Source organism: uncultured Cetobacterium sp., assembly GCF_947072685.1.
Lineage (GTDB): Bacteria > Fusobacteriota > Fusobacteriia > Fusobacteriales > Fusobacteriaceae > Cetobacterium_A.
The window spans coordinates 1-12,545 of record NZ_CAMTIK010000018.1 but is presented as its reverse complement, the minus strand read 5'-3'; the positions used below and the strand labels follow the sequence as shown (position 1 = coordinate 12,545).

General features: G+C 32.8%; 14 protein-coding genes and 1 riboswitch. Of the genes, 3 read left to right on the top strand and 11 right to left on the bottom strand.

Features of this window, described 5'->3' with window-relative positions; translation table 11 throughout:
* Window positions 1-4: 4 nt before the first annotated feature.
* From tpiA to Q0V67_RS07365, 7 genes are all read right to left on the bottom strand, one after another.
* Entirely contained in the window at window positions 5-763 is a 759-nt protein-coding gene (gene tpiA, locus Q0V67_RS07395) for a triose-phosphate isomerase (protein ID WP_297598323.1), read from the bottom strand.
* 109 nt (window positions 764-872) lie between these two features.
* Window positions 873-1,463, bottom strand: a complete 591-nt coding sequence (locus tag Q0V67_RS07390; protein ID WP_297598321.1) for a hypothetical protein — start codon at window positions 1,461-1,463, stop codon at window positions 873-875.
* 15 nt (window positions 1,464-1,478) lie between these two features.
* The gene (locus tag Q0V67_RS07385) at window positions 1,479-2,105 is read right to left on the bottom strand and encodes a ComF family protein (RefSeq protein WP_297598319.1); all 627 of its coding nucleotides are present in this window, start codon (window positions 2,103-2,105) and stop codon (window positions 1,479-1,481) included.
* Window positions 2,086-2,307 (bottom strand): hypothetical protein, encoded by a 222-nt coding sequence (locus Q0V67_RS07380; protein ID WP_297598317.1) that lies wholly within the window; start codon window positions 2,305-2,307, stop codon window positions 2,086-2,088. The genes Q0V67_RS07385 and Q0V67_RS07380 overlap by 20 nt, the downstream gene beginning before the upstream one ends.
* A complete protein-coding gene (locus Q0V67_RS07375; protein ID WP_297598315.1) occupies window positions 2,291-2,650 on the bottom strand; it encodes a YraN family protein in 360 nt (119 codons plus the stop codon). Before Q0V67_RS07375 ends, Q0V67_RS07380 begins: the two co-directional genes overlap by 17 nt.
* A 2-nt stretch (window positions 2,651-2,652) precedes the next feature.
* Window positions 2,653-3,261, bottom strand: coding sequence for a ribonuclease HII (locus Q0V67_RS07370; RefSeq protein WP_297598314.1), 609 nt, complete (start codon window positions 3,259-3,261; stop codon window positions 2,653-2,655).
* 57 nt (window positions 3,262-3,318) lie between these two features.
* Window positions 3,319-4,269, bottom strand: a complete 951-nt coding sequence (locus Q0V67_RS07365) for an RluA family pseudouridine synthase (RefSeq protein WP_297598313.1) — start codon at window positions 4,267-4,269, stop codon at window positions 3,319-3,321.
* A gap of 191 nt (window positions 4,270-4,460) precedes the next feature.
* Here Q0V67_RS07365 and Q0V67_RS07360 point away from each other — a divergent pair, with 191 nt between their 5' ends.
* Window positions 4,461-5,219 (top strand): hypothetical protein, encoded by a 759-nt coding sequence (locus Q0V67_RS07360; RefSeq protein WP_297598312.1) that lies wholly within the window; start codon window positions 4,461-4,463, stop codon window positions 5,217-5,219.
* A gap of 262 nt (window positions 5,220-5,481) precedes the next feature.
* The gene (locus Q0V67_RS07355; protein ID WP_297598310.1) at window positions 5,482-6,180 is read left to right on the top strand and encodes an outer membrane beta-barrel protein; all 699 of its coding nucleotides are present in this window, start codon (window positions 5,482-5,484) and stop codon (window positions 6,178-6,180) included.
* Window positions 6,181-6,216: 36 nt separating this feature from the next.
* On the opposite strand, the gene Q0V67_RS07350 is transcribed toward Q0V67_RS07355, so the two are convergent.
* Window positions 6,217-7,002 carry a family 1 encapsulin nanocompartment shell protein gene (locus Q0V67_RS07350; RefSeq protein ID WP_297598308.1) on the bottom strand — a complete coding sequence of 262 codons (786 nt, stop codon included), beginning with the start codon at window positions 7,000-7,002 and terminating at the stop codon, window positions 6,217-6,219.
* Window positions 7,003-7,025: 23 nt separating this feature from the next.
* The gene (locus Q0V67_RS07345) at window positions 7,026-7,379 is read right to left on the bottom strand and encodes a hypothetical protein (RefSeq protein WP_297598306.1); all 354 of its coding nucleotides are present in this window, start codon (window positions 7,377-7,379) and stop codon (window positions 7,026-7,028) included.
* 269 nt (window positions 7,380-7,648) lie between these two features.
* Here Q0V67_RS07345 and Q0V67_RS07340 point away from each other — a divergent pair, with 269 nt between their 5' ends.
* Window positions 7,649-8,239: a sigma-70 family RNA polymerase sigma factor gene (locus Q0V67_RS07340; RefSeq protein WP_297598304.1), complete on the top strand. Its 591-nt coding sequence runs from the start codon at window positions 7,649-7,651 to the stop codon at window positions 8,237-8,239.
* Window positions 8,240-8,322: 83 nt separating this feature from the next.
* Here the strand turns inward: Q0V67_RS07340 and Q0V67_RS07335 are convergent, their stop codons facing one another.
* Window positions 8,323-10,032: a proline--tRNA ligase gene (locus tag Q0V67_RS07335; RefSeq protein WP_297598301.1), complete on the bottom strand. Its 1,710-nt coding sequence runs from the start codon at window positions 10,030-10,032 to the stop codon at window positions 8,323-8,325.
* A 51-nt stretch (window positions 10,033-10,083) separates the two neighbouring features.
* On the bottom strand, window positions 10,084-12,135 hold the full coding sequence (gene recG, locus Q0V67_RS07330) for an ATP-dependent DNA helicase RecG (RefSeq protein ID WP_297598299.1): 2,052 nt from the start codon (window positions 12,133-12,135) through the stop codon (window positions 10,084-10,086).
* A gap of 197 nt (window positions 12,136-12,332) precedes the next feature.
* Window positions 12,333-12,408: riboswitch (cyclic di-GMP riboswitch) on the top strand.
* Window positions 12,409-12,545 lie beyond the last annotated feature (137 nt).

The following is a 12,545-nucleotide window of genomic DNA, read 5'->3' as shown; positions in this document are numbered from 1 at the left end:
TAAATTATCTAGCTCCTGCTTTGATTACCTGAATGAACATGTCTGCCTCCAATGAAGCTCCACCTACAAGTCCACCGTCTATATTTTCCATCGCTAATAACTCTTCAGCATTTTTAGCATTCATTGAACCACCATATTGGATTGTAATCTCTGCGGCTGCCTCTGCTCCAAACATAGATACCAAAACATCTCTAATCTCTTTATGAGTCTCTTCTGCCATCTCCGGAGTTGCTGTTTTACCTGTTCCAATAGCCCATACCGGCTCGTAGGCAACTACAACTTTAACCGCTTGCTCAGCTGTTAATCCTGCCATTCCTTCTCTAACTTGCTTTTCGTTTACTTCCATAGTCTTTCCAGACTCTCTCTCTTCTAACTTCTCTCCAACACATAAAATTGGTGTTATATCGTGAGATAATGCTGATTTTACTTTTTCATTTATAAATAGATTTGACTCATGGAAGTATTCTCTTCTCTCTGAGTGTCCTAAAATTACATATTTAACTCCTAACTCTTTCAACATAACTGGTGAAACTTCTCCAGTATAAGCTCCAGAATCCTTAGGATACATATTTTGAGCTGCAATAGCAATATTTGACCCTTCCACTGTCTTAACTGCTGATTCTAATGCTGTAAATGGAGCTCCAATTACAACCTCTACACCCTCCACTCCATTTGTTAACTCTTTTAACTCAGATAACATAGCTTTTGTTTCAGATACAGTTTTATTCATTTTCCAGTTTCCTGCAATTATTGTCTTTCTCATTGTTGGTTCCTCCCAAAATATTTTTTTATTTAAATAATAACATAGTTTTTTATTTTTTAACAAGACGCATCGTGTCTATATTTTCATCCTAATTTGAGTATTTTTTTCTCTAATTAAAAAGATTTTTCTTACTTTCCTCTTTCATAATCTCTCTTAAATAATCTTTAGAGTTTGCTCTCAAGTCTTCTATCAAATCAAATATTGCCCCATCAAATAGTTCAATCACCTCTTCGTAATCCTCTTTTTTAAAGGCTTCTGACATCTCTTCAGCAAATTTTTTAAACTCCAGAACATACTCATCAAAATCTGAATAAAGCATATCTATTTTCGTAGCTTCTTTAATTGAAAACACTATCCCTGAAGTCCACTCGACAAAACTTACCAATTCAAATATTTTTGTTATATCTTCAGGATTTTCTTCCAACTCTTCAAAAGATTTGTGAAATTTTTCTGCATAGGCCTCAAAGAGATATAGTGATTCTATAAGTATCTGTCTATGAGAACGTGTTTTCATCTCTAGTACTTTGACTTTTTTATTCAACGGTAACTCTCTTCCATCAACACTTTCACCATCAAGTCTTAACTCGACAATCACCTCTCCGTGTTTCATAATTTTAGTTTCTATCCTTTGCAAAACCGTCATAAGCTTTCCGCTTTTTATCCCGATATCTACCTTTTCTCCATTTATAAAAATATCCATTTTCACTCATCCCTTTTATTTTTTAAAATACTTTCTCACTACGGTCAGTGTAAACAAAACTACTTCTGCAACATCGTGTTTTGACTCCAGTTCCTCTTTTAACTCCATCAAAGTAGCACCACTTGTGACTATATCATCCACTATCAAGACTCTTTTCCCAGAGCAATCAGTTTTTATTAAAAATGCACCTTTTATATTTTCACGTCTTTTTTCTGGACTTTTTAAATTATACATATGCTCTGTATTTCTAACTCTTTCAATACTTTCAAACTTAATTTTGCAAGCTTCAAGTATCTCTTCAACTTGATTATACCCCCTCTCCAGTCTTCTTTTCTCACTTACTGGAACAGGTATTACCAAATCAATTTTCTCATCCTCTATGAGAGTTGCAATCAAATCTTTTATGTATATCTTTAAATTTTCAGCTAACAATCTACGATTTTTAAATTTAAAATCCCAGAGAACATCCCTAAAATCTGAGTATAGATAGATATAGTACAGACCATTTCTCTTTTTTAAAAAACTCATCTCTTTTAATTTTAAATCACACTGTTTACAAATATAACCCTGGCTCACTCTATTTTTCCCACACATAGAACAACTGTTATCAAACAGTATTTTTCTAAGGAGTTGCCTTAGCATACTTTCTCACTCTTTTATTTTTTTCAAACTCTTTATCCACTATTTTGGCAGAATAAAACTCTGTGTAGCCACACTCTACACAGGTTTTTACATAATAACTTCCAATCTCTAATTTGAGCCCTGGGTTTTTTTCTGGTATTATTGCAGTCTTTACGGTATATCTGTCTCCTCCACATTTCAAACATTTATATTCCAAGATCATCACCCCAAAAAATATTTTTAAGCCATTGAATCTCTTCGCCTAAAAATACAACCGCATCAAATCTAATCTTTTCGTTTTCTAGCCTATTTTTTTTTATAAACTCTCTTGCAGTTTTATATATTTTCAATCGTTTTCGTTTATCTATGGCTTCTTGTGGCATTCCAAAAAAATTGTTTTTTCTGTATTTAACTTCAAAAAAAACAAGGGTAGTATTTTCATATCCAATAATATCTATCTCTCCAAGAGCTCCTTGATAGTTCATATCCAGGACTTTAACTCCAGTTTCCTCTAAATATTCTCTTGCTTTTACTTCATACATATGACCCTTGCTTCTATTGTTCATAATTACTCTCCTAAAATCTTTTTTAAGAAACTTTTTCTATGAATTTTTTTTACACCTTTTTCTAATATTGCTTCTCTGTGTACTTTGGTTCCATATCCTTTATGTTTTGCTAATCCATATCCTGGATACTCTCTATCGCATTCTATCATAATTCTATCCCTTGTAACTTTTGCTATAATTGAAGCTGCTGCTATGGATAAACTTTTAGAATCACCTTTAACAATAGGTTCTTGTTCTAATGAGAACTCTCTTATCTTATGATTCCCATCAACTAAAACTTTTTCAAATTTGACGTCTTCAGATATATCTTCTATCGCTCTTCTCATAGCTAAAAAAGTTGCATTTAAAATGTTTATTTCATCTATCTCTTCAACTGTTGCTATCCCTACACCTATCTCAAAATTTGATAAAATTACATCAAACAATTCCTCTCTGACCTTTTCAGATAACTTTTTAGAATCGTTAATTTTATCCAATCTCTTATCATAGTTTTTTAATTTGGCTACTGCTGCAACTACTGGTCCGGCTAGTGGCCCTCTTCCAGCTTCATCTACACCTATTATATCACCTTTTTCCAAATCAAATAAATACATTTCATTTTTTATCTCCATTAAACACTTCAACTCCATATTCTACAGATTTTACCTTTATAAAAGTTTTTTTCCTTTTTATTTATTTAATCTCAATACCTTTTTCAAATCCAATTTCAATCTTTTGGCTACATTTTTAAAATCCTCTTTTAACTCCCCAATTATTACAAGTTCTTCACCTGTTATAGGGTGATTAAATTTCAAATAATAGGAATGTAACATCTGTCTTTTGGCGATATCTGTTGCATTTCCATAAGTTGTATCCCCAACAATTGGATGATTCAAACTTTTCATATGAACCCTTATCTGATGTGTTCTTCCAGTTTCAATTCCCACCTCTACCAAAGAGTAATTGTCCACACTGTCTATAACTTCATAATTGCTTATTGCAACTTTTCCATTTTCTGTTACCACAGCCATTTTTTTCCTATCTTTTGGATCTCTTCCTATTAAGGTTTCCACTCTTCCTTTTATATTTTTAAAGTTCCCCTTACATATACATAGATATCGCTTTTCAATTGTTTTATCTCTAAACATCTCTGTCAACCTAACGTGTGCCACATCATTTTTAGCTACCACTATTAGACCACTCGTATCTTTATCCAATCTATGCACAATCCCTGGTCTTATTACTCCGTTTATTGTGGATAAATCTTTTATATGATATAGAACAGCATTCACTAAAGTCCCTGTATAAAACCCTTGAGCTGGATGCACTATAACACCAGGATCTTTATTTATTATAACCATGTGCTTATCTTCATAGACAATATCTAGCGGTAAATCTTCTGGTAACACTTCTAATATTTCATCCTCGGGAATTCTAATAACTATCAGTTCATTACCTTTAAGTTTAACTCCATTTTTAATTTTATTTTTCCCATCTATTGTAACATTTTGATTATCTATTAATTTTTGAATATAATTTCTTGTTGTATTTTCAAAAAATTCACTTAAAAAAGCGTCCAATCTTTTACCTCTATCATCCTGACAAACCCTTACTTCTACTAACTCTTTAAACCCTTCCATTCTTTCACATCCCAACCTTTAATACTTTTTTCTTACTAAAAATTATATCACAACTTATTTTGCTTTACAAAAATATTCAAATAAAAAAAAGAAAATTTTTTTTTCTCCGTATAACAAGAAATGAATGGTATTTTTTACTATTTCATTTTAAGATTTTCTAAATAAGCATTTATAACGAGGAGGTTTATTTTATGAAAAAATTAACACTTTTAGCATGTTCTTTATTCGCTTTTACTGCAGTAGCACAAGCCAAAGAGGCTATGACTCCTGTAAGCAGATCCAAAGAGGTTATGGCAGCCCCTGTCAGTTCTAAAGAGGTTCTTGTTGAGCCAATAGTTGTAGAAGAAGTTATTGTTGCTCCAGTTGTTGAAAATCCTTGGGGATATGTTAACCTAAGAGCTGGATGGGATTTCTGGGGTGAATATGGAAATTTCAAAAGACATGAAACATATGATACAACTCTTTCTAAAAAGACTAAAGATTTTGGTGGAGAACTAGCAATTGAAGCTTATAAGCATTGGGATTATGTGGATTTAGGACTTGGAGTTGCTTATCAAAGTCATATGAAAAGAAAAACTAGTAATTTCGAATCTGTAGATTATTCAGGTGCTGAATATAAATCTGTACCTATTTATGTAACTGGTAGATATAATATAAACTATTGGGATTGGGCAGCTACTCCATATTTAAAAGCTAACCTTGGATACTCTTTCAATTTCAATTCAAAAGATGTTGATGCTGGATCTACTAGTTATGGAACTAAAGTTGACGACGGTCTATACTGGGCAGCTGGATTTGGTGTTCAATATGAAGACTTCAACGTAGATGTTCTTTATGGAGCTAACTACGCTAAAACTAAAGTTGATAACCCAACAGGAGGATCGGATAAATTTGATAACGACTACGAGAGAGTTACTCTTTCTGTAGGTTATAAATTTGACATCCAATAAAAAATAATATAAATTCAATTCTGTCGAGAGTTTTTAAACTCTCGACTTTTTTATTTGTGTAAAATCTTATCGAATGTACTGATTTTTTTTACTTTTCCTTCTTTTGTATAAAAAAACTGTTATAAAACAGTTTAAACAAACTTTTATTGACTTAGTTACGTATTCCGTTGTATTATACGCTCGTGGTTCGAAAAAAGACCACAAACTGTTTCAACATCCTTTTTCAACACGGTAGGATGTTCATTTTTAGGAGGGAATTAAAATGAAAAAATTAGCACTACTTACTTGTGCATTACTTTCTATCGGAAGCATAGCACAAGCTAAAGAAATTGTTCAACAACCTGTTATCACAAGCTCAAAAGAGGTTATATCTGAACCTGTTGAAGTTATCGAGGAAGTAACTTTAGTTACAGAAGCTCCTGCTCCTGTTATCGCTGAACAACTACCTAGCTACATCAACTTAAGAGTTGGAGGAGATGTTTGGTCTAGATATAGCAAACATGAATTCTTAAATAAGAATACAAAAGATCTTGGATATGAAATTGCTGCAGAAGCATACAAACCTTATCAGTATGTTGATTTAGGTTTAGGAGTGGCTTATCAAAGTCATGCTAAAAGAGATGGTAGTGCAGACGGTGGAGAATATAAATCTATACCAGTTTATTTAACTGCTAGACACAACATGGATTACTTCAACCTTCCATTTACACCATACTTAAAAGCTAATGCTGGATACTCTTTCAACTTTGATCAAAAAGATATAAACTCTGGAATACACAAAGGGTCTGCATCTATTGATGATGGAGCTTACTGGGCAGCTGGTTTAGGAGCAGAATATCAAAACGTTAATGTAGATGTTCTTTATGGTGTTAACTACGCTAAATTAAAAACTAACAATGAAAAAATTGATAACAACTACCAAAGAGTAACTCTTTCTGTAGGTTATAAATTTGATATATAAAAAAACGGCTAACCTTCAATGAGGTTAGCCATTTTTTTATTTATACGCTATTACTCTTGTGTTGTCTAGAATTCTAAATGTAAATGTTTCAGTCACAAATAATTCAACCTCTTTATTGTCATGACCTTGATAACCTAAAGAGAAATCCTCGCCTAAAATCAACTCAATATTTTCATTGTCAAACGGTAACATAATAGCTTCTGTTATGGTATTTGATACTATTATTGGCATACCCAATATCTTTTCCAATCTTTTTGCTAAAGAATCATTTAAATTTATCATATTTAAATAAATAAATTTCTCAAGTCCTACAACCAGAGCATAAGGTCCTTTACTAAATCCTGTATTTCTTAATTTCGATACCCCATACATCAAGTTTTTTATAGTTTCTGCTTCCGTTTTTCCAAACTCCAATCTTTCTTTTTCACCTTTTAAAAGACCAACTATACAGGCTTTGTCAAGTCCAGAAAAAACAGCTTTCTCCTCAAATTTAGCAGCCTTCTTTAAAGCTTCGTCCAAATTTGTATAATCAATATCTTTTGCTCCCCTTTCAATGTTATCCAGTTCCCATCTATTCAATTTAAATGTTATTCTATTTTCTACAAAAGGTTGAATTTGATGGATTCCATAAGATATTCCATCCTCAGTTTGAATGGATAATCTTCCCGAATTCACTCCTCCTTTTTCCTTTCCAATAGGTCCTGTTACTCTAACAAACCTTCTAGCTGAAAGTTGTGTTCCTAAGACCTCTTTTGCTCTTTCTTCTATCTCTTCCCAAACTTTTGCACTTATTGGAGCTAGCTCCTTTTTTAAAAAATCCATCTCTATACCTCCTAAATATCTCTCTATTTTAAAGAACCTATATTCAACGACAAACTTGAAGCTTTTTCGGTCGGTTTATCCTCTCCGCCAGAAACTCTTCCCATCAGCTGAGCTTCCACGCCTATTATTTTCCCTTGAGTGAAAAGATAATCCTCAATCTCCCCACCAAATTCCAATTGATTTCTACGAATCCATTCAACTATCATCGCCGCATGTTCCATCTCCTCATTTCTATTGTGTAGCATAATCTCTTTGAGCTCAGGGTCAACCGCCATCTCAGCTCTTTGATTATAGTCATCCACCGCTTGTAACTCCTCTTTTAAGCTTTGTATTGCAAAATCTAAGTCCGCTGCTTTTTTGCTGATTCCACTTAACATATAAACACCTCCACTTACTACTTATTACTGTTTATATTATTCCGATACTTCTTTTCCTTTTTTTATTATTTTTTTAAATTTTTTCAGAATATATATCAAATAATATTGTAATTTAAGAAAATTTGGAATATAGATATTTTCTCCTTTAAATGGTATCATTATCTAGTAAAAGTTGTGTGTGAATTTAAATTTAGGTATGTGGTTGTTTAAAATGTCAGCTAATTTATAACTATTTTATTTTAATTTCTGAGAAGTCGGGGGACGGAACTATGATTGAAAGAGAAGATATTATTTTAGCACAAAATGGAAACGAAGAGTCTATCGAAAAAATCATCAAAGAGTATCAAGGAACTATTTACAGAAACAATAGATCCTTTTTCTTAAAAGGTGGCGATAGCGATGATTTAATGCAAGAAGGATTTATAGGGCTTATAAAAGCTATCAAATCCTATGACGAAACAAGAAATGCTTGTTTTAGTACTTTTGCCAATCTTTGTATTAGAAGACAGATGATCACAGCAGTAAAGAATTACAATTCAGATAAATATAAAAATCTGAATTTAGCTATGCAAGGAGACGGTTATTCAAATCACGAAGAAAGTGTCAAATATAACTCTCCATCACTAAGATTTTACTCTCCTGAAGATATATTTTTAGGTAAAGAGTTAGTTAATCTTTTAACAGATTTTCTTAGTGAAAATTTGAGTGGGCTCGAAAAGAAAGTTTTTAAACATCTTTGTCAAGAATACTCGTATATTGAAATAGCTGAACTTTTAAGCGAACCACCTAAAAAAATAGACAACACTATTCAAAGAATCAAGAAAAAAATCTTGTTATACCTAGATTCTTATACACACTAATCAGAAATGTAACTGCTCAGTTGGCTGAGCAGTTACTAAAAAAGAGAGATTGAATAAAACAATCTCTCTTTTTTATTTTTTAATTAATATTGCTTCATTAACTCTTTAACTTTAGAAAGAACATCCTCTTTTGAAACTTCAAGAGTTTCATTCGTTCTTCTTATTTTTAGCTCCACTATTCCTTCAGCAGCTTTTTTTCCACAAACTACTTTGAACGGATAACCAATCAGATCACCATCTTTAAATTTAAATCCAATTCTTTCATCTCTATCATCTAAAGCTACATCAATATTTGATTCCTGAAACTCTTTATACAACTCCTCAGCTAAAGACACTTGCTCTTCTGCCTTCATATTAGCTGGAATAACCTCCACAACAAACGGAGCTATTGCAGCTGGCCAAATGATTCCATTTTCATCATTATTTTGCTCTATTGCAGCAGCCATAGTTCTAGAAACTCCGATACCGTAACATCCCATCTCCATAACTTGACTCTTTCCATTTGTATCTAAAAACGTTGCATTTAAAGCTCTTGAATACTTATCTCCCAATTTGAAGATATGCCCGCTTTCTATTCCTCTAGCACTAGCTAACTCTCCCTCACACTTAGGGCATCTCTCTCCAACAACTACTGTTCTTACATCTGTCACAACTGAAGCCTCATAATCTCTACCGTAATTTGCATTTACAAAATGAGTATCAACTTTGTTCCCACCTGCTGTATGATTAGATATTCCAACAACACTCTTATCTGCAATAATTTTTATTTTAGATAAGTCCGTGTCTATTGGTCCAATAAACCCTTTAACAAGTCCTAAATCCTCTAACTCATTGTCAGTTAACATAACTACATCCAATGTATCAATTATATTTTTTAACTTAACCTCATTAACTTCAAAGTCTCCTCTTATAAGAACCATATAAACCTCATCAGTTACAACATCTTTATACATCATTGCTTTAACTGTTTGCTCAACTGGAACATTTAAGAATTCAACTACATCAACTATTTTAGAAACATTTGGAGTATCCACTAACTTTTTCTCCAACATCTCCGCTTTTGGTAAATCTGTTATTACACTTGTTGCAGTCTCTACGTTTGCAGCATAATCACATGTTGTACAATATATAATTTCGTCCTCTCCAGACTCTGCCAGTACATGGAACTCTTGAGATCCGCTTCCACCAATAGCTCCTGAATCAGCTTCTACAGCTCTAAATTTAAGTCCACATCTTTCAAAGACTCTTGTATAAGCTGCTTTCATATTTTCAAACTCATCATCTAGTGATTCTTTATTTGCATGGAATGAGTAGGCATCCTTCATAAGAAACTCTCTACCTCTCATAAGTCCAAATCTAGGTCTTCTCTCATCTCTAAATTTAGTTTGAATTTGATATAGATTTAAAGGTAATGATTTATATGAAGATATATCATTTCTTATAATATCAGTTATAACCTCTTCATGAGTTGGTCCAAGTGCAAACTCTCTTGAGTGTCTGTCTTGTATTCTCATCATTTCAGCACCCATAGCGTCCCATCTTCCGCTCTCTTTCCAAAGCTCAGCCGGTTGTAAAACTGGCATGAATATCTCCTGTGCTCCTGCTCTATTCATCTCTTCTCTCACTATACCTTCAACCTTTTTCAAAGCTTTTAATCCTAAAGGAAGGTAAGTATAAACTCCACTTGCTAATCTTTTGATCATTCCTGATCTAAGTAATAACTTGTGACTGATTACTTCCGCCTCTTTAGGAGTTTCCTTAAGAGTTTTAACATAATATTTACTTAATCTCATTTTCTCCTCCACTTCAATTTAATTTTACCTCATATTTTATCATAACTTCTTTTACGAGGTCAAACTTTTGTTAAATTTTTCCTCTATGTCGCATTCTAAAATACTATTTTTTATTTTTCCCTCATTCAATTTTAGATACTCTGTACAGATATCCTTCACCAAACGAATCGTTTTAACATCATGAACTATATCTACAAATTTCAAATCACTCAGCCCACTCTGTTTTACACCAAAAATTTCTCCAGCTTTACGAAGTCTCAAATCCTCTTCAGCAATTTTAAATCCATCTTCAGTACTCTCTAAAACTTTAAGTCTTGCCCCAGAGCTGTCATTTTCAGTTGCTGATATTAAAAAGCAATAGGATTGATGCTCTCCTCTTCCGACTCTTCCCCTTAACTGGTGAAGAGTTGAAAGACCAAATCTTTCAGAGTTTGTTATCACCATCACACTTGAATTAGGAACATTCACTCCTACCTCTATTACAAGTGTTGAAACAAGTATATCCAAACTATGATTTTTAAAAAGATGCATAACCTCATCCTTTTCTTTATTTTTCATTCTACCGTGTAAAATTCCAACCCGATAGTTTGGTAGCTTATTCGTAACCTCGTTATAAAGTTCCTCTGTCGATTTTGCCGAGAGCTTTTCACTTTCATCTATAAGAGAAGCCACAAAATATGCCTGCCTTCCCTCTTTTAATTTCTTATCTATGAACCCATACATCTTATCTTCATCCTCTTCACTTGATATCCACTTAGTTTTTATAGGTTTTCGTCCTGGTGGAAGCTCATCTATAACTGCCACATCCAGATCCCCATATATGCTAAGAGCAAGTGATCTTGGAATAGGGGTCGCACTCATTACAATCAAATTTGCTAAGACACCCTTGTCTCTTAATCTTTTTCTTTGAAGTACACCAAATCTATGTTGTTCATCTATTACAATTAATCCTAACTTATCAAATTCAACACTGTCCTCTATAATGGCATGGGTTCCTACAACTATATTGATCTCTCCTGAGGATAAATCTCTTAAAAGTGTCTCTCTTTTTTTACCCTTTACACTTCCAGTCAACAGCTCCACTCTCACTCCCAGTTTTTCCAAAGTTTCATATATAGATAGATAGTGTTGAGTTGCAAGTATCTCTGTTGGCGCCATCATAACACCTTGGTAACCATTTTCTACCATGTATAGAAGTAGAAGTACAGCCACTATCGTCTTTCCACTCCCCACATCTCCTTGAATCAAATAGTTAATAAGCTTTCCCTCATTTAATCCTCTATATATCTCAGTTATGACTCTCTTTTGAGCTGATGTCAAATCAAAGGATAAAGATTCCACAAATTTTGATACAAGTTTTTTATACCCTGGAAGAGTATATGTTCCTCTATTGGCTAAATCTATTTCAAATCTTTTCTGTAAAATACCCATCTCTAAAACAAGTAGCTCCTCTATCGCAAATCTTCTTTTAGCTTCCTCTAACGCTCTTGGGCTTGTTGGGAAATGAATCTCTTTTAAAGCTTCCTCTCTTGCCATAATCTTATATCTTTTAACTATATCTTTTGGAATATTTTCTAAAAAAGCTCCGCTGTACTCCTGCATAGCTCCTTTTATTATCTTCCTTAAAACGTTTTGATTGATCTCTTTTATTGAACTGTATATAGGTAGAATTTCGCCACTGTTTTGCTGTCCTTTATAGAGTTTAAACTCTGGATTTACCATTTGAAATGTGTACCCTCTTTTTATATTTCCAATGAAGATATACTCCTCCCCAATCTGTAAACTCTTTCTTAGATATGGTCTTTGAAACCAAATGACTTCAAGCATTCCTGTCCCATCATTAACTGTTGCCTTCACCATTTTTAGTCCCGTTCTTGTTGGCGGAGCTGAAACACTCATTATGCTACCCTTTAGCACAACGTATTCGTCCCCTCTTAGCTCCCCTATTTTTTTTAAATTTGTTCTATCATCATAGGCTCTTGGGAAGTAATAAAACAGATCATATAAGCTAGTTATTCCTAATTTTCTTAACTTTGTATATGTAGCTGTCACCACACCTTTTATGCTAAAACTCTCTATGTCTTTATAAATATTTTTATACATCCAATTCCACCTTTCTTTTTTATTTATTATATCATATCAAAAATTTTGATAACACTTTTTTATATGTGTCATTGTATTAAAGTTAATTTGAATCAATTCCCCTTTATACAACAAGCATTTGTGAAAAATTTATTTACTTGATTTGTGTATTTTTTGTATTGACATTTTTTATTTTTTAATATATTATAACTGTATAAATTAAACTTTGGCAAAGTAGAGGAAACTCTATGACGCAAAACTACAGGGTCTTTAAAATGACAGCCAGTTGCATATCTACTCTTTGAAGAGTAGTTGCAACTGGCTTTTTTATTTATACTTATAAAGTTCTTTTAAAATTGGAGGAGGAAAAAAATAATGAAAAAATTAATTACACTTTTATCTTTAACTATGGCTATGACAGCTTTTGGAGC